The sequence below is a fragment of the Comamonas sp. MYb21 genome, from assembly GCF_037479395.1.
Lineage (GTDB): Bacteria > Pseudomonadota > Gammaproteobacteria > Burkholderiales > Burkholderiaceae_C > Comamonas.
The window spans coordinates 137,746-155,057 of the sequence record NZ_JBBGZC010000004.1; the positions used below are offsets into that span (position 1 = coordinate 137,746).

A 17,312-nucleotide genomic window follows, 5' to 3' on the forward strand; every position below is an offset into this window, starting at 1 on the left:
CTCGCTTGCCATCTTATTAAATTATTTGTCTCAAAAAACATACGTTGACACAAATATAGAATTGGCGGCGTAGGGTAGTCTGCCCCCGCGTAGGGTTCGACTACGGCAGCCACTCCCGGAACACTTGGGGTATGCGCATAGCCCCAAGGACTGACCACCAAGCCGCAGCCAGAAAGCGGGGCAGGTAATGCCACGCACTGTCAGCCTTGGCGCCATTCTGGGCCTGAACAACCGTCTGCCTCCAACACGCATGGAGGTGGCGCTGCCGAACCGCACCACGGCAGCATGGCTGCAGGTGGCCACCAATATAGACCTGACCAGCAATGGATTCATCCGGCGTCGGCGCGGCGCGGGGAAGAAGGTGGCTGCCGGCTGCCATTCCGTCTGGGGTGACAAGTCCGAAGGCTATATGGTGCGCGATGGCGATCTGGTGCACATAAATGCTCGCAGCCTGGTGCAGACCACAGTGCTGGCTGGAGTGGGCCAGGCCCCAGTGCAGTACGCCCGCTTGCCCGACGGCATGGTGTACTGGACCAATGGCAACCAGATCGGGCGCCTGGACGGCGCATCGGCGCGCAGCATCGCAACGCCTGTCCCCAATCCTGTGCCTGTAGCCAGCGCCACCGGTGGAAGCCTGCCGCCTGGCCGCTACCAGATTCTGTTCACCGCCCTGGGGCCTGATGGTGAATCGCCAACGACCGAGCCCCAGGCCATCCACCTGCCAAACGGCGGCGGTGTTGCCATTGCGGGACTTACCCCCAACACCTTGGTCTACGCCACGGGGCCAGATGGCGAGATCTTCAACGAGATCGCACCCGGCGACTACCTGAGCCTGGGCAACACGGGCGCCGCATGCGGCACGCTCATGCACAAGGCCATGCCAGCGGGCCGGGCCATCGCCCACTATCGCGGTTCGCTGATGGTGGGGCGAGGGCGCTTCGTCTATGTGAGCGAGCCCTACGAGTACGGCCGGGTGAACCTGGGCCGGGCCTTTATCCCTTTCCCCGGCGATGTGTCGGTCATCGCGCCATGCGAGGACGGCGTCTACATCTGCGCCGACAAAACCTATTGGATCGCTGGCGACCCGCTGAACTCGGCCCCCGTGGTGGTGCTGCCCTTTGGCGCCATGCCGGGCTCTCTCGCCTATGACCCCAAGGAGCAAGCCAGCTACTGGCAAAGCGAGCTCGGGGTGATCGTTGCCAAGCCCGGTGGGATTGTGGTCGCGCCCCAGGATGACGCGCTGCAGTTTGGCAAGGCTGAGTCAGGCGCAACGCTGGTGCGGGACCAGGACGGCGAGACCCACATCATTGCCGCCCGGTTTGATGTTGAAAAACTTCATGAGGATTGAACCATGTCTTTGAACTTCCCGGCCCAGGGCCGTGACTATTTGATGGATGTCGGTGTCCACGGCGGCACGCAGGTGCCCGCCTGGTACATCGCATTGTTTGAAGGCGACTACGACCTTCAAGAGGACGACACGGCGGCCAATATCGGCAGCCGGGCAACGGAGATCACGGCCTATGCCGAGACCACCCGCCCGGAATTCAAGGAGTCGGCAGCCACTGGCGGTGCAACCAGCAACTCCGGCGGGGTGGCACTCGTAACGTTGACCGCGCAGAAAGCTGTCTCCGGTTTCGCTCTGGTGTCCAGCGCAGGCAAGGGTTCGAGCACCGGCATCTTGCTGTGCTACCAGCGCCTGCCATCGCCCCGCACCTATGGCCCGGGCGACGTGGTCAAGATCCCGGTGAGCCTGTTGCTCGCCAACGCCGTTTAACCCGAACCCCGAAGGAGCGTCACATGACGGTTAGTTTTTCCACTGGATACCGCAATGCTGCGGCAGGCGGCGCGCTGAACGCAGCCCCGTCGGCCCCCATCATGGATGGCTGCGTGCTGATGCTCTATGCCGGCAGCATGCCTGCCTCGGCTGACGCGGCACTCGACAGCGCCACCTTGCTGGCCACCTACAGCCTGAACGGCACGGGCGACCCGCTCGCCTGGAGCGCCCCGGCCAATGGCTCGGTGTCCAAGGTGGTGGGCGATGTCTGGTCGGCTGTCGCGGTTGCCTCAGGCACACCCACGTTCTTCCGCTACCAAGCGCCCGATGACGATGGCACCTTGAGCAACACCCGTATTCGCGTGCAGGGCAAAGTGGGCCTGGTGTCTGACCCGAGCGCTGACCTTGCACTGAGCAGCCTGGCCATTGCCAATGGCGCGCCGCTGACCATCGACGCTGCAAGCGCCACGGTGCCGGCCAGCATGTAAGGGCAGCCATGACGCTGTTGGTAGATGCTGACTTTGGCGGGCCTGCAGGCAGCCGCATTGCCGGGCTCAATGCGGGGGTAGGGGCAGAGCTGCCGTGGGCGAGCGAGTGGGGCGACCCCACGCCGATCATGGATGGCGTTGGCAACGTGATCCAGGAGGACTCTTCTGAAAGGGAGGCCATCTTGTCGCTCCCGCCAGCCATGTTCACGGGGCCGTTCTCGGTAGCGCTGCGACTGGCAGCCGTGAGCACAGGAGGGAACAGCCCCAATGTGGTCACTGTGCGCATGGGTGGGTTGGATGTGTTCCTGATGAACCAACCCGGTGTCGGCGGCGCGATTACAGCAGGAGCCACCTTTGCTGGCATTGCCACCGTGGACGATGCCGTGGGCAAACAAATCTGGTACACCTTCGACCCGGTCGAGATGCGCATTGCCGCAGGCGTCGGTGAGGAGATTGGGCGTGAAGACGATGTGATTCTCAGCGCCTACGGGCCCATCTACTTCTCAGACACCAACCTCAAGCTGATCATGTATTCGGTGGAGGAGGGCGCCACGACCGTCAAGCTCAGCAATTTGAAGGTGGACGGCATCGGCTCGCTCAACATGCCCGATTTCTGGACGGAGTTCGCGGGCACACGCGAAGTGCCCTGATGGACTACAGCAAGTTTCCCCACCACCGTGGCATGCCCCGCAGTCTGCAGGGCGAGCGACAGGCCAGGTTTCTGGACACCCTGGGCGCGCCGGCGCTGCACCATGCCAACCTCGATGGCAGCCGCTCGTCCAAGGTAGGCGGCCGTCTGTATGTCGATCCGGCGCAAGACCAGGCAGAGGACGGCTACTACAGCGCCGGGGCGGTGGGCGATGGCTCGATCCATGTTGTGGGCAGCCCAACGGCCCTGGGCGCGTTCCTCGATCGCGGCGTCTTTGGCAACTCGGTGGACTATGTGAACACCGACATCACGCAGATGGTCTACTACGGGGCGGGCCTGGGCGCCATGATCCGGGTGGCTTACCGGGGCACCGTGCCTGATTTCAACGGCATGCCATCCATCGTGGCGGGGGTGTCCGTCCACAAGACACGCAACGGCCGTACCTTTGAGCAGGTCTACGAGACCTACGCCTCTGTGCCCTACGTTTCTGCGCTCCGTTCCTATAACGCGGCCATCTTCGCCACCGGGCCCACCTTGGTGCGCCAGGGCGTGGTGGGGTGGCGCTACATGGGGCTGGGAGCCGTGCAGTTCCTAGACGGCCAATACCAGTTTGTCTACACCGTTGACGACGGGATCTCCCGGGGCTATGGCAACACTGTGACGATTGCCTGGCAGCTGCCGCTGCTGTTTGAGGCCTGGTCCACGGCGCCCGAGCAGCGCTTTGCCCTGGGCAAGTACCTGCGGCCCGAATACAGCCAGGCCGGGATGCCGCACCCGATCAATGTGGCCGCCTGCCCCGGGGTGGATTTTCAGTTCTCTGAAGACTCGGGCATGAACTGGGTGCGCGCCGCTGCGCTGCCGGTGATGGCTGAATTCACCGATACCGCCTTGGCGCTGCCGGCCGACTCGGTGCCTGCCGCCATTGCCTTCAATACAGCGGTCAACTGGGTGCATGTGAACGTGGCGCCCGTCTCCAAGCGCTATGCCGTGGCCATTGTCTCGGTGCCCTATATTGAGGTGGATGCCAGCCTGCCCACCGGCTACCGGGTGCATGCCAAGGTCAAGCTGGCCCGGATCGATCACGAGGAGCGCACCGTCGTGCAGACGGCGGTGCTGCAGGACTTCCGTTCCGAAGACGCAGACGATTGGGACAGCGGCGCGGAGAATGCTGCCGCGTTTGCCAATGGCGGCTGCGTGCCCATCGCCGGCGGCGCTCTGTTTGTGCTGCGGCCGCCCGGCCAGGCCGACTACCGGGACAACGCGGCCGTGTGTCTTTTCACCACCGATGGCTATGACCTGCAGTACCAGCCCAGCACTGGCTGGCCAGGCTGGCATGTCGGCATTCCCTTTGCCATTGATGCCCGGACCCTGGCGCTGCCAGTGTTCAGGGCTGAGCCCGTCCTCGTGGAATCGGGCGGCGCGGTGGCGGCATATGGCCAGGGCTACACGCTCATGCAGTCCACGGACCTGGGAGCGACTTGGAAGCAGCGCGCCGTGCTCTCGGTGGATGCGCCCGCGCCGGTAAAACAATTGGGCGTGTCCTACCTGCGCGACTTTGCCAGCATCACCCAGCTGCGCGCTGCCAACTTCGCGGCCAATGCCACACCAGGCGCTACCTGGATTTCTGATTCTCGATACCCAGCGCCCAGCGCATAGGAGCAAGCGGTGGCCAATTCACTGATCAAAGAAAAAGTCTACGTCCCGGGCGAGCAGGGCCAGGAATACCGTCCGGCCCGGCCAGCTCGAGATATCTTTGTCGACACCATGGTGTGCGGCATGCGCCCCGTATCCAAGAACGTGCCTGGGCGCTACAAGTATGTGACCAATCCGGCCACCGGCCAGGTCTCGGCCATCTTTGTGCCCGACAAGAAGACCGGCACCGTTACCCTGGTGAGCGAGATCGAGATGACCTACGCCTGCTGGGAGGAGAAGGTGCTGGTTCACCTTCCGGCTGACCCGGGGCAGAAGGGGGTCGCTGCCCGCGCGCCGGGCTGGGACTATGCCCTGGGTTGGGAGAACGGGGCGCGCTCGCTGATGTTCGTGACGGGTGATGCATCGGCCACCTTCCAGGGCCGGGCCAGCCTTATCGGCGCCGTGGTGGGCCTCAATGGCTACGAGGACCCGGTCCAGTACACGGGCCTCACCACCGCCTACGGCTTCTACCTGGCCAAGGGCCTTGCCAAGGTGATGGAGCTGGGCCAGGCCAAGACTGGCTCGCGCCCCTACACCGATGCCACCGTGTTCAAGATCGAGCGTGTCGAAGGTGTGGTGAGCTATTTTCTCGATGATGAGCTGGTCTACACCAGCAGCACCACCGGCAGCACGCAGCCGCTGTGGCTACAGGCCGCGCTGTATGCCGGGGATGATGAGATCTTCAACCCTATGCTCACGCAGATCTCCCCTCCGGACACAAGTCCAGTGACGGGCGAGCTCACCCTTCGGCTCCCCCCGGCCAATGTCGCCTTCGACAAGGGCCAGGTCCTGCGCCTGGTGCTGGGCCAGGCTAAGCCCGCGATGTCATTTGGCAAGCTGGCCGCGCCATCGTTTGCGTTGCTGAGCTTCACCCTGCCGCCGGTGCTGCCGTATGCCAATGCACTGGTGGGCGCCGTGGGCCAGCTGGCCCTGACGCTCCCTCCTGTCAATCTCGCGGCGTCGGACCGGGAGATCGGCCGGCTCAAGCTGCCCCTGCCAGCACCCACCCTCTACGGCCGCAACTGGCCCTACGGCGAGCTGCCGGGCACCTTTGGGCGGTTGATGCTGGACGGCAAGATCTCGTTGCAGGGCTTGGTGACCCTGCAGACCAAGCCCATGCGCGCGGTGCTGTCTGGATCCGTGTCTCCGTATGCAGAGGCCACCCTGCAGACGGTGGTGATGCGCGGGATGCTCAGCGGCGACATGACGGCCATGGGCGAGGTCACTTTGCCGGTGGTGCCCATGCGCGCCGTGCTGAGCGGGAAGATCTCGATTCTGTCGGGTCTGGGTGAGGTGTTCGCCATGAACATAACTGGCGGCAACCCGGGCGGGACTACCCGCTACGAGCGCTACCCCTACAACAGCTACGCCACCATTGGCGGGAAGCACTATGGAGCGAGCGAGGAAGGCCTGTTCCTGCTGGACGGTGATGACGATGCGGGCCAGCCCATCGAGGCCGTGTTTGGCATGGGCCAACTGGACTTCGGCAGCCCACAGGTGAAGATCCTGAGCTACTGCTATCTGGGCGCGGCGGCGGGCTCCATGCGGCTGCAGATCGATTCCTTGCTCAACGGCCGGCCCGCCAGCTACACCTATCCAGCCCGTGGGCACGGGGCCAGCATGCGTGAGGTGCGCTTTGACCTGGGGCGCGGCCTGCGCAGCGCCTACGCCACCCCCACTTTCAAAAACAGCAACGGCGATGCTTTCGAGGTGGATGCCATTCGCTTCGTCGTCAACGAGTCCAACCGGAGGATCTAAGCCATGCCAATCGTCACCATTCCGCCCGGCATCACTGGGCCGGCCCTGCAAACCACTCAGGTCATCAACGCCAAGTGGGACAACGCTGTGGGCTGGTTCAACCAGGCCTTTGACTTTGGCGCCGAGGCCATGGGCCAGGTGGGCACGGCTCCCGTGGTCCAGCAGCCCAACGTCCTGCAAAATTTCGACCTGGTTGATCCCCCCAGCGATCTCAGCTTCGATGACCCGACCGCTGCGATGGCGTACTTCGATGCCAAGAACTCGGAGATCTCCGCACAGATCGACGGGGCTTTCCGCTCCATGCTCGGGGAAGCCTTCCCGGATATGTCCACCCTGGCCGAGGCACTGGCCTGGTGCCGGCGCGCTATCACGCAGGGCGGCACCGGCATCAACTCCAATGTGGAGGCGGCATTGTGGGAGCGCGGCCGGGCGCGCATCCTGCGCCAAGCCGACCGTGACATGGCCAGTACCACCGAGCGCTACGCCCGCGCCGGCTGGCCGCTGCCGCCTGGCGCCATGCTGCACGATACGGCGCTCATCCGCCAGGACAGCCGAGACAAGCTGGCCGAGCAAAGCCGCGACATTGCGATCAAGAGCTTTGAGACAGAGGTGGAGAACGTCCGCTTTGCCGTCGGCGCCGTGTCGGACATGTACACCAAGGCCATTGCTGCCGTGGGAGAGTATGTCAAGGCTATCGCGCTGGGTCCGCAACTGGCTGCCCAGCTGGCCACCTCGATGTCCGGGCTCAAAAACGAGGCAGCGCGAACCCTGGTGGCTCTGTACCAGGCACAGAATGCGGCCATCGATCCGCTGCTGCGCCTGTCCATCACCGATGCCGAGCTCAAGACCCGGGTAGCCGAGGCCAATGCCCGCTTCAAGCAAGACACGGCCCAGATGCGCGTGCAGACCGTGCTGGCAAACGTCAAGATGATGGGCGACTCTGCCGCCGCGAGCTTGAACGGCATCGGCGCGGGGGTGAGCAACACCATGAGCACCTCCGTAGTGGGATCCTGACCTTACACCCCTGTGGGGTTCGACGGGGGAGGGTGGTTTGCAGACACTGCAATGCATGACAGCTCCGGCCCACCTCTGCTACACCATCTACCAAGGGGCCACGTTCCGGCGTGGCTTCCAGTGGTGCACGGCTCCATATCCCACGCGCATCGTCAATGGTGAGCTGGTCAATGCGCAGACTGGCCGGCCTGTACCCAAGACCGACCTGACGCCAGTGGACCTTACGGGTTGTACGGCACGCATGCAGCTGCGTGCCGATGTGCTCTCACCTGATGTGCTGCTGGAGTTGAGCACGGAGAACGGCCGCATTGACCTCAGTGGCGGGGAGGGGCGTATCGCCTTCATTCTTGACGCTGCCACGACTGCCGACTTGCCCTATGGGCAAAACCCGCCCGCGACCTGGTGCTCGGCCGTGGGTCAGCTCGAAATCCTGCACCCCAATGGCGACGTGTCGCGCGTGGCGGAAATCTCCTGGAACCTGAACCCAGAGGGCACGCGATGAACTGCGATACCTCCGTCATCGTGGAAATGCAGCCCGGCGAGATTCTGGTAATGCCAGAGGACAGCCAGGTGGTTGTGAGCGAGATAGAGCTTACCGAAGTGCTGATCGCGCCCGGAGAGCAAGGCCCGCCAGGCCCACCTGGCCCTGCAGGTGGTGGCGGCGATGAATACGTGACCCGCACGGCAGGGGAGACGATCAGCGCGAACCGCGTGTTGTACGACCAGGGTGGCTTTGTGTATCCACTGAGCCAGGACGACGCCGAGAACATTTTCGCCATCTTGGGCCTGTCGGTCTCTGCTGGCCAGACGGGCGCGCAGATTTCGGTGCAGCGCAGCGGCACGGTGACTGACTCGGGCTGGTCCTGGGCCTACGGCCGCGTGTACCTGGGCGCCAACGGGCAGCTGACCCAAACCCCGCCTACCAGCGGCTTCTCTGTGCTGATCGGCTTTGCAGCCACTGCGACCAGCATCAATCTTTCAATCAACGATCCAATCGAGGTGTGATATGCCACAAGGTTTTTTGGCCCTGGTGGGCGGCAAGGTAAAACAGATTTTTGGCATCGCCACTTCGGCGGGGGCCACAGACGCAGGCAAGATCCCGGCGCTCGACAGCGCGGGCAAGATCGACATGAGCATGATGCCAGCTGGCATTGGCGCCAACACGAAGATCGCGCCGGCTTTCGAGGCCTTGGGCGCGGGCAAGTTCGTGAACCTGTTCTCTGACTCGGGCACCCTCAAAGCCCGCCTGGCCGACAACTCCAACAACCGGCCGGCCCACGGGTTTGTGCTGGCGGCAGTGGCTTCTGCCGCGAATGCGACCATCTACCCGCTCGATGTGGCCAACACGTCGCTGAGCGGCTTGACGCTGGGCAACGACTACTGGCTGGGCACGGCGGGCGATGTGACGCTGACGCCGCTGGACGCCACTGATGCCGGCAACGTGAACAAGCTCAACCAGATGCTGGGCACGGCCACGAGCGCGACTGAGCTGCGCACTGACGACTACGGCTTCCAGATTCTGTAAAGCTCATGGACATTCGCAAGCCACTGGTTCTCAAAGGCGGTATCCCGCAGCAGCTGCCTGCTGGGGACGCCGTTGTGGCGCCGACGCGCCTGGTGCCGGTGCGCATGGCTGATGGCGTGACGGTGCGGCAGGTGGAGGTGGGGAATGCTGGTCCAGCTCTGGTGACTTTCGCTGATGGCTCGACAGCCGAGGTATCCGCAGCTAATGCGGCCGTCTGGCTACTGACGCAAGACCCGACACCTGTGGATCTTTCCGGAAAGCTGGACGTCGAATTCAGCGGGTTCGCGGATGGCGTCGCTCCACAGGTGACAGACCTCTGGCCGGTGCGCCGGGGCTCGTCAACGTTCAAGCTGACGGTGCAGGCGCTGCTGACCTGGCTGCTGGGCTCGGCCCGCAACTGGCTTGGGGTGCAGACATTTTCTGCCGGTGCTGTGATTGGCGAGCAGTCCCCAATCGTGAAGTGCAAAGTGCTCGACACCACCATGACCAGCAGCACCGCCGGTGTTGATCTGATCGCGCACGGGCTGTCACAAGCAGATATTTTGAATGCCAACGGGATGGTGTTGTCGACCAATGGCCACTGGGTCGGTATGAATAGCCAATACGCCGATTCCCAATGGGTCTTCGTAGTGAGCGCTACTCATGTTCGTGCTGCTGTTACAGCGGCTAGCAGCTCGGCAGTCACTGGCCGGGCCGCGCGATTCTTCATTTTCTACAAGGGATGACCTATGACTACACCCCTTAAAGCGGGAGCAGCCGGCGGTAATAGCGCAGAGCTGCGCGAGTGGATTGCTGGTGTGGATTTCTTGCCAATCGCACTTGGAGGCACTGGCGGCACGACGGCGGCAGCGGCGCGCTCCAACCTTGGCCTTGGTCTTGCTGCACTCGCGGACATTCTGGGTACGGTTTCTCAGTCTGGAGGTATTCCAACTGGGGCGATTTTTCAAACTGGTTCTAATGCCAATGGAGAGTTCATCCGGTTTGCAAGTGGGTGGCAGATTTGCACGAAAACACTCGCGCTCTCGACAGGTGCGACAACAGCGGTAGGGAGTATTTTCGCAAGCACAGCTACTAGTGCTGGAGCGTTCCCTGCCAGTTTTTCACAGACACCAATCGTCATACCTAACGGAACGGACACCCGTGGGGGTGGGTGGGCAGCCATGGATATTTATCCTACTGCTACCACTTGGGGCTCATTCAGCACACGCCATGGCACATCAGGCGGTGTGAGCGGGACTGTCTATCTTGTCGCCGTCGGAAAGTGGTTCTAATGAAAATCAATCTCTCCCCCCAAGTTCGCCTCGATGCATTGGAAGTGCTCAAGGCTGGCGACACGCTCACCATCAACGGCGAGCCGTTCGACTTCACCCAGCTTCCAGAAGGTGCCGTTCTGCCAGCGGCTGCCGTGGACTGCGAATTCATCATTGGCGATGTGCGCCGCCAGGGTGGCGAGTTGCAGCTGACTCTGCTGCTACCCATCACCTGGGACGCGCCCGAGAGCTGCGCTTTCCCTGAGCCCATCCTCAACCCAGCAGATGGCCGCGTGTCCCTGCCAACCGACGAGGTGCCCAATGCCTAATATCGACTGGGGTCAGCTCAAGACGGCCGAGCAGATTGCCGAAGACGACCGCCGTGCGCGCGTGCCTGCCGAGATCAGCCGCGCACAGGGCCGGGCGATCCTGGGCCTGCATGGCCTCACCCAGGGAGTGCTCGACTACATGGCCGGCATCACAGACGATCAAGAGGCTATGTGGGCTGACTTGGCTTGGAACCACACCAGCACCTGGCGTCGCTTCGACTCGCCATTTCTGACCAAGGCTGCTGCTACGCTTGGCCTAAGCGACGACGCCCTGGACGAGATGTTTATCGCTGCCGCGCAGATCGCCATCTGATCCTCCCCCGCGTAGGGTTAGACGCAAGGGGCTGAGCCCGGGATCATGGGCCCATGAAAAAAGCACTCGTCGTCTTCCTTGCCGCAATCGGTGTCAACCGGCATTTGAGTGCTGAGCAGCGCCAGGACATTGCCAACGCTGCCTACCACGCGACACCTGGAGCAGCTGCCACGGGCGTATTCAAAGTGTGGGGGTTGCCGCTGAGCGAATGGCTCGTGGTAGCCTCGCTTTTGTTCATTGCGTTGCAGGCCGGATACTTGGTATGGAAGTGGCGCCGAGATTACCGCCGCGATCTGGCCCGCCGCGCCATGGGCAAGTTGGCAGATGAGACTGTGCGGGGTGAGCTGTGAGCCGCATTCCAAACGCCTTGCGCACTGGCCTGATGGCGCTCGCGGTGCTGACTGCAGGCGGTGGCGGCTACGTGGCGCTCGAGCGAGACAAGGCCGCTGCCCAGGCCATGTCCGAGCAGAATCAGTACATCCAGGCCGTGGCAGCTGATCCTGGCACCTCCCAGGCGGTCAAGATCGCCATGGTGATGGGCGGCTACTACGAGAGCAGCTATCGGCACATTGGAACGCCCTACGTGGACAAGCTGGGCAAGGGCCAGCCGCTGACGGTCTGCAATGGAATAACGGGCAGGGATGTGGTGGCTGGCCGGTACTACACGCCGGCCGACTGCTACGAGCTCGAGCGCAGCCGTTACCTTGCCGCCGAGCGTGCTGCCATGGGCATGTTCCGCCTCTGGACAACCTACACACCGCTGCAGCAAGCCGTGTTCATCGACTTCGTTTGGAACAAGGGCGAGGGTGCGCTGTACACCTCCACGCTGCTGCGCAAGGCCAATGCGGGCGATGTGGTGGGTGCATGCCGTGAAAACCCGCGCTGGAATCGCGGCACGGTCAATGGTGTGTCAGTGGTGCTGCCTGGTTTGCAGGCCCGTGGCGATGCCAATGGCGAGATCTGCGAGGCAGGCTTATGACCCTGCAGATCAAACTTATCTTGGCCGCCGCTATCGCCGCGCTGGCCTTCTCTACTGGCTGGGTTGTCAAAGGCTGGCAGGCCAGCAAGACCATCGCCGAGCTGCGCGCCGAGCAATCCCAGGCCAAAGCCACCCGGGCCGAAGCCGCACGCACCGACGAAGCCCACACTGCACAACTGGAAAGCAAGCATGCCCAAGACACCATCTACAACGCCGATCGACTGGCAAACCTCAAAACTGGCATTGATGTTGATGTGCGCGCTGAGCTTGCCCTTGCTGAGCGGCTGCACCGCGGCGCCGACAGCCGAAGTGCCACTTATCGTGCGCAAGCCCAGGCCGACGCAGCTGCCCGCAGCGATCTTGCAGATAAAGCCGCAGCCCTCGACCGCCAGCTTGCAGAAGGCCTCGGCGTGGTCGCAAGCCTCGGAGGCGACCTTAAGCGACGAGACGCCGAAGTAGCCGCGCTGTGCGACCAGGTGAACATCGAGCGCCGGCTGAGTGGTGACGACAGCGACCAGGCCTGCAGCCAAAAATAGAAAGAGCCTTCCTACTACCTAGGAAGGCTCTTGCATATGGAGGTGCCGCGTAACTACAGCGGATTATAGATTATCACTTGCTATAAACTTCGATTTCGGCGTATCGCAAATTAGTTTCAGATGGATTGTAGCCGTCCAGCCTGAGGAATCTGTAAGATCCGTTAATCGGTATAAAAACAGGGGCATAATCTGCCTGAGAGGGTTCATTATAAGCAATAATGGATGTGTTTGCAGTATCTATAGTTGCGTTGCCAGCGTAAAGACCGAAGTGAAATGGCAAGTTGGCTTCTGCACCAATACCGCTTTGCTTGGTTCGAATTGTTACGCGTATTCCATGCAGGTTATACGCTGAACCAAGGTCAATGTATAAGGTTCCGAAATTTTGGGGGAATGCGAACTCATTTGCTCCATAAAATTTTCCGTCTTTAAGGATTGGTATATCTGTAGTAGATGTCGATGTTCTAATGAGTGTTGGCTTGATATATTTCAACTGGTAGGTGGGAGAGGTATCTCCTACCCTTACTTTCTTAATAAATCCACCGCCTCCATCTGGATTAGAAGTAGAGACAAGTTGGCTCTTAATATAATTTTCTCTCACTATCGGCCGGGTGGCTGAATTGCCAAATCGCGATGCTACTGCCGCAGTGATCGGTGCCGCGAAAGAGGTGCCGCTAAGAGTCCAGTAGGATCCATGAATTTGCGGTGGCGTGTCAGCATTTGGTGATCCGTTATATGCATTGTTTGACGTGATCTCATGTGACGGAGCCCATGCCTCGACGCATTTTCCATAGGCTGCGGCAGGTACATTGTCGTACAAAATCGGAACTACTCCAATTGGCCAAGTCGTTCGTGCAGGCATTGGATATTCAATACCAACTGTAGGAGTTCTCTGGCCATTGAAATTATGACCGCTCACCACAATAATTCCGTCATTATGCCTAGCGCCAGCTCCAGATGGATTAACTGTGGAGTTTGTCTGATCAGGAGCTGCGCTATAAGCGGTTAAGCACGCATCAGAGTTTGAATTTCCAGCAGATTGCACCACTAACAATCGATTGCTGGCTTTTCGCATTTTGACAGCTATTTCACTGTCATGTGAAAAGTAGTTGGTTGAGCCTATCGAACTGTTGATTGATAAATTCAATGTGGCGAAATGATTATTTGTTTCGGCTTTTGTTAATGCTGCTTCAATTGCTAATGAAAGTTTTCTTATGTCATTGGGGTCAGTGGAAAATAAATAAATAGGCTGACTGGGGTTTATGCCTACAACTCCAGTTGTGTTATCTTTTGACCCTATTATTCCTGCGACCATGGAGGGATGATATGAAGCTAGGGGGTAAAAATTATCTTCCAAGTTATAAAGTAAATTTATTTCTGCTTTCGCCGCTGCCGTCATTCCATCATTTGCCTGATCTACAATATATGCGGGTACTGAACTAGTACCAGAGGAAGCACCAACTGCTGCTTTAGCCCATGGGATGACTTGTCCACTGACTATTTGATCATTTGGATGCAAAGGAGCGATTTTGGTTGAGAATGAAGTTTGCTCCGTAGAAGCCTTCTCCGAATCACCATTTTTTATTTTGCCGTTGACTTGTCGGGCAGATTCAACTCTATAGTCAGTTTTTAGTCTTTCTATTTCGTAAGGATCTGCCCACACAAAGAATGAGTTTGAAGATGGTGAACTATAGTCAAGTATTTCCAATTGAAGCTTATCGCTAATTTCCAATCCGACTTTATAAACTGGGGGGTTGTAAGTAAGGTTTGATTCTTCGGTGTGATTTTTACTAGCTGTTGAAATATCTAGTGCAGAAGTTTTGAGGCCAATCTCCCATAAGGTTTTGCTTGAATCGAATTCATTCGTCACAGGTGTACTTGCTAAGTTCAATTGACTCGCAAATCCATTGATGGCTAACGTCGCCAAAGATATTCCGATTGCTATAGAAATTTTGCTTATTTTCATATTTAATCCTTAAGTGTGAAGGTCGCAATCGAGTTCTAACAGATGCGTTCGTATTTGGCAAGTACAAATTTTTGCGGGAAATGATTTCTATTTTTTGCATTGGTTTTTAATTGTATCGGCAAGGGCTGGTAAAAGAAATAATCTATTTTGCGCAAGATGCTGAAGGTGTGTAATACTATCTTGTGAAATAAGCAGTGTTTAAATGTTTGGAAAGATAGCGGCCTCTGGAGACTTGTAGAGTCTGCTTCCTTCGATCTGAAGAGGCCCAAATGTGCAACCGCTACCATTCCCCAGACGAAGGCTATATACAGCAGTACTGGCGGCTGAACCCCCGGCAGCTCGGCCTGGGTGCCCGCGATGTGTTCCCGCGATCACCCGGTGGATTCATCCGGCGCGCCGTGGATGATCCTGGGTACAGCAAAGAGCTGGCGGTGGGCCGATGGGGCCTGATCCCTTGGTTCAGCAAGGCGCCCGACATCAAGTACAGCACCAACAACGCCCGGGCTGAGGAGGTCGCGGATAAAGCCAGCTTCAAAGACCCGTGGAAGCGCGGCCAGCGCTGCATCATCCCGGCGACCACCTTTGACGAGCCGTACTGGGGGCCATATGAGGCGCAGTTTAAGAAGTGCGAATGGTGGCGCTTCAAGCGCGCGGATGGCGATCCCTGGGGGCTAGCCGGGCTGTGGAATATCTGGACAGATAGGGCCACAGGCGAAGTGCATGAGAGCTATACGATGCTCACACTCAATGCTGACGGTCACGAGATCATGGGGAAGATGCACAAAAATGAGCTCAATCCCGATACCAAAAAGCCACTTCCCTTGGACCATCAAGACAAGCGGAGTGTGATCCCCATCGAGCTGGCTGATGTGGATCAGTGGCTTGAAGGATCAATAAAAGACGCACAAGCGCTGCTCAAGTTAGCACCGGTGGAAGTGTTCGCGGCAGGGCCGGCCTAACCCTCGACATCCTCCGCAATCCACTGGTGGATCGTTTGATATGCCTGCCCTGGCATGTCGAGTAGGTGAGGGTGGCTGGCCTGCAGGTACTCAGAGAACAGATGGATCTGCTTGCCCGTGTCGTAATACGGGAACCAGCCGTCGCTAAGGTCGCGCATGTTCTGGCGCCAAGCCCGCCAAAGACCAATGACTACACCGCGGCGTTCAGAAAGGGACATCTGGCTCCAAGCTTTCATAAAGGGCCACCGCATCAGAAGACAGTGGCGTGCTGTGCAAGATCATAGTGCCCAAGACGGGCATAGCCTCTGGGAAGTCTGGCTTGATGCCATCCCATCGCTCGTGCTCGGTGGTCTGCAGCCACCCCTGGCCGTTCTTGATGTGCCAGCGCCAGTATCTTGATTGATCCATAGACACCTCCAAAAGACTGTATATTTATACAGTAAATGGAGCGAGCAATGGAAGCAGTCAGGAAATTTGCGGGTCAAGATTTGCCGGGGCTATACCTGGGTATGGCGACACCTGGCACTGAGCTAGATTTGGAGGGCAAGCGCCGGGTTGGGTGTGATGCCTATGTGCTTCGGCTGTGCTTCAATGGTGTCTACCTGCCGGCTGAAATCCTGGCCAGGAGGGCTAAGTCCACAGGAATGCTGCTCAGTACCGCAATGACAGATGGCAGCTTCCAAACTTGGCTGGTGGATCGCAATGAGCCTATGCGGCTCATCATTCATGGGCTGGAGCGTGTCGAGGTATGGCGGCAACGCCAATCGGGGACTCTCCTGTTACGAGGTTTCGAGTTTGACGAGGGGGAGCTTCAGCGCTGGCCGCAAACTTGGATGTGCGGCACCAATCTCCGAGAGATGCATGAGATCTTGGGGGAGATGTCGCACTGGCTCTCCACGAGATACAAGGAGGTCAAGCGAGGGCCGCACCCTCATGTTCGACCAGGCTAAAACTCTACCCAGCCAGAAGCTTGGTCTTCCATTCCCAATTTTCGTATCTGTCTCCGACCTTCTTGAACTGGGTGTAGCGCTGCAAGCTCTGCCAAGAGCGATGCCCTGAAACTTGCGCAACATGAGGAATGTTCCAGCCCATCTCAAACAACCGGCTGATCCCTTCATGTCGAAGGTCATGGAAATGTAGATCTTCAATTCCGAGTAGCTTGCATGCTCGAGTAAAGCTCGTGCTGACAGACTCAGCGTTGTAGGGCCAGATGCGACCCTTTGCCACCTTGCGATTCTGAATGAGCTTGAGAGCTTCCGGCGGGAGGAGGGTGGTGACATCGTTGCCTATCTTTTCACCCGGGTTTTTCATGTCGCGAACGATGACCTCAGAGTTTTCCGCATCCACATCCTCGCCCAAGATGCGGCAGGTTTCCTCCTGCCGGCGCGTGGAGAATAGGCTGAACAGTATGATGTAGGTCATCGGGATAGAATCCTCCCGCTTTCGCTCATAGACCGAGTAGTAGGTCATGAGCTTGTTCAACTCCTCAAGAGTTGGGCGGCGTGTACGCTGCTTTGACCTGGAAATTAGCCCAAGCTTTTCAGCTACCACGCGTGCGTCCTCACAGGCTTGCTTGTCGAGGGGATACCCCCAAGCAGGGCGGGCCACGGTGAAAATCGCGGAAAGGTGGGAAAGGTAGTTGCCTCGGGTTTGGGGCTGACTGGTTAGGCCTTCTAGGTATTTGATAACCGTCGCGCTGTCGATCTGAGAGCAATGTGTCTCACCAAGCCAAGAGTTGGCAATTGTGCGCAGAACCTGATCCTTGGTCTTCCCGTGTGGCTTGAGCTTATCCTCCAGGTACTTCTGGATGACGACAGATAGGATTGGGTCTTCAGGTTTATCAAGGGCGCCAGGTTCCGCAAGCTCTGTCTCGCGCTTCTTGATCCAGGTTTTGGCGGCTGCTTCGCGGTCAAAGGTCTGGGTTTCAGCGTGAACGACCTTGCCACCCTTTTTGACGCGGACTTGGGCGGTGTAGCCCACGCTTCCGTCTTTGCGCTCACGGCGGATTATGGTTCCCATAGTCTCGGTGCAACATTGAAAAATTGTTGCGCTGAATGTAGCACCAAAGTGCTAAAAATGGCAT

20 protein-coding genes are annotated in these 17,312 nt (G+C 59.3%); 17 read left to right on the plus strand and 3 right to left on the minus strand.

From position 1 onward, the window contains the following. The first annotated feature begins 187 nt into the window (after nucleotides 1-187). From WH367_RS07305 to WH367_RS07380, 16 genes are all read left to right on the plus strand, one after another. Nucleotides 188-1,348 (plus strand): hypothetical protein, encoded by a 1,161-nt coding sequence (locus WH367_RS07305; RefSeq protein WP_339535159.1) that lies wholly within the window; start codon nucleotides 188-190, stop codon nucleotides 1,346-1,348. Between the two features lie 3 nt (nucleotides 1,349-1,351). Further along, nucleotides 1,352-1,774, plus strand: a complete 423-nt coding sequence (locus WH367_RS07310) for a phage tail fiber protein (protein ID WP_339535161.1) — start codon at nucleotides 1,352-1,354, stop codon at nucleotides 1,772-1,774. A 23-nt stretch (nucleotides 1,775-1,797) separates the two neighbouring features. Beyond that, nucleotides 1,798-2,262: a hypothetical protein gene (locus WH367_RS07315; protein WP_339535163.1), complete on the plus strand. Its 465-nt coding sequence runs from the start codon at nucleotides 1,798-1,800 to the stop codon at nucleotides 2,260-2,262. Between the two features lie 8 nt (nucleotides 2,263-2,270). Beyond that, a complete protein-coding gene (locus WH367_RS07320) occupies nucleotides 2,271-2,912 on the plus strand; it encodes a hypothetical protein (RefSeq protein WP_339535164.1) in 642 nt (213 codons plus the stop codon). Continuing rightward, the gene (locus WH367_RS07325; protein WP_339535166.1) at nucleotides 2,912-4,567 is read left to right on the plus strand and encodes a hypothetical protein; all 1,656 of its coding nucleotides are present in this window, start codon (nucleotides 2,912-2,914) and stop codon (nucleotides 4,565-4,567) included. Before WH367_RS07320 ends, WH367_RS07325 begins: the two co-directional genes overlap by 1 nt. A 9-nt stretch (nucleotides 4,568-4,576) precedes the next feature. After that, the gene (locus tag WH367_RS07330) at nucleotides 4,577-6,361 is read left to right on the plus strand and encodes a hypothetical protein (protein ID WP_339535168.1); all 1,785 of its coding nucleotides are present in this window, start codon (nucleotides 4,577-4,579) and stop codon (nucleotides 6,359-6,361) included. A 3-nt stretch (nucleotides 6,362-6,364) separates the two neighbouring features. Beyond that, entirely contained in the window at nucleotides 6,365-7,375 is a 1,011-nt protein-coding gene (locus WH367_RS07335; protein WP_339535169.1) for a hypothetical protein, read from the plus strand. 55 nt (nucleotides 7,376-7,430) lie between these two features. Continuing rightward, nucleotides 7,431-7,877, plus strand: a complete 447-nt coding sequence (locus WH367_RS07340) for a hypothetical protein (protein WP_339535171.1) — start codon at nucleotides 7,431-7,433, stop codon at nucleotides 7,875-7,877. Next, complete coding sequence (locus WH367_RS07345) at nucleotides 7,874-8,380, plus strand: hypothetical protein (RefSeq protein ID WP_339535173.1); 507 nt, start codon at nucleotides 7,874-7,876, stop codon at nucleotides 8,378-8,380. Before WH367_RS07340 ends, WH367_RS07345 begins: the two co-directional genes overlap by 4 nt. Nucleotide 8,381: 1 nt before the next feature. Continuing rightward, nucleotides 8,382-8,900: a hypothetical protein gene (locus tag WH367_RS07350; RefSeq protein WP_339535175.1), complete on the plus strand. Its 519-nt coding sequence runs from the start codon at nucleotides 8,382-8,384 to the stop codon at nucleotides 8,898-8,900. A gap of 5 nt (nucleotides 8,901-8,905) precedes the next feature. Further along, nucleotides 8,906-9,625, plus strand: a complete 720-nt coding sequence (locus tag WH367_RS07355; RefSeq protein WP_339535177.1) for a hypothetical protein — start codon at nucleotides 8,906-8,908, stop codon at nucleotides 9,623-9,625. Between the two features lie 545 nt (nucleotides 9,626-10,170). After that, entirely contained in the window at nucleotides 10,171-10,479 is a 309-nt protein-coding gene (locus WH367_RS07360; RefSeq protein WP_339535179.1) for a hypothetical protein, read from the plus strand. Continuing rightward, nucleotides 10,472-10,792 carry a hypothetical protein gene (locus WH367_RS07365; RefSeq protein ID WP_339535181.1) on the plus strand — a complete coding sequence of 107 codons (321 nt, stop codon included), beginning with the start codon at nucleotides 10,472-10,474 and terminating at the stop codon, nucleotides 10,790-10,792. Before WH367_RS07360 ends, WH367_RS07365 begins: the two co-directional genes overlap by 8 nt. Before the next feature lie 53 nt (nucleotides 10,793-10,845). Continuing rightward, nucleotides 10,846-11,142, plus strand: a complete 297-nt coding sequence (locus tag WH367_RS07370) for a hypothetical protein (RefSeq protein WP_339535182.1) — start codon at nucleotides 10,846-10,848, stop codon at nucleotides 11,140-11,142. Next, nucleotides 11,139-11,771, plus strand: a complete 633-nt coding sequence (locus tag WH367_RS07375; protein WP_339535183.1) for a glycoside hydrolase family protein — start codon at nucleotides 11,139-11,141, stop codon at nucleotides 11,769-11,771. The genes WH367_RS07370 and WH367_RS07375 overlap by 4 nt, the downstream gene beginning before the upstream one ends. After that, nucleotides 11,768-12,307, plus strand: a complete 540-nt coding sequence (locus WH367_RS07380) for a hypothetical protein (protein ID WP_339535184.1) — start codon at nucleotides 11,768-11,770, stop codon at nucleotides 12,305-12,307. Before WH367_RS07375 ends, WH367_RS07380 begins: the two co-directional genes overlap by 4 nt. Nucleotides 12,308-12,380: 73 nt before the next feature. Here WH367_RS07380 and WH367_RS07385 read toward each other — a convergent pair whose 3' ends face one another. Continuing rightward, the gene (locus WH367_RS07385; RefSeq protein WP_339535186.1) at nucleotides 12,381-14,270 is read right to left on the minus strand and encodes a S8/S53 family peptidase; all 1,890 of its coding nucleotides are present in this window, start codon (nucleotides 14,268-14,270) and stop codon (nucleotides 12,381-12,383) included. 269 nt (nucleotides 14,271-14,539) lie between these two features. On the opposite strand from WH367_RS07385, the gene WH367_RS07390 reads away from it, so the two are divergent. Then, nucleotides 14,540-15,229 (plus strand): SOS response-associated peptidase, encoded by a 690-nt coding sequence (locus tag WH367_RS07390; RefSeq protein WP_339535188.1) that lies wholly within the window; start codon nucleotides 14,540-14,542, stop codon nucleotides 15,227-15,229. On the opposite strand, the gene WH367_RS07395 is transcribed toward WH367_RS07390, so the two are convergent. Both WH367_RS07395 and WH367_RS07400 read right to left on the minus strand, forming a co-directional pair. Beyond that, complete coding sequence (locus WH367_RS07395; protein WP_339535190.1) at nucleotides 15,226-15,447, minus strand: hypothetical protein; 222 nt, start codon at nucleotides 15,445-15,447, stop codon at nucleotides 15,226-15,228. The two genes, WH367_RS07390 and WH367_RS07395, sit on opposite strands and share 4 nt — an antisense overlap. 736 nt (nucleotides 15,448-16,183) lie before the next feature. After that, on the minus strand, nucleotides 16,184-17,209 hold the full coding sequence (locus tag WH367_RS07400) for a site-specific integrase (protein ID WP_339535191.1): 1,026 nt from the start codon (nucleotides 17,207-17,209) through the stop codon (nucleotides 16,184-16,186). Between the last annotated feature and the right edge of the window lie 103 nt (nucleotides 17,210-17,312).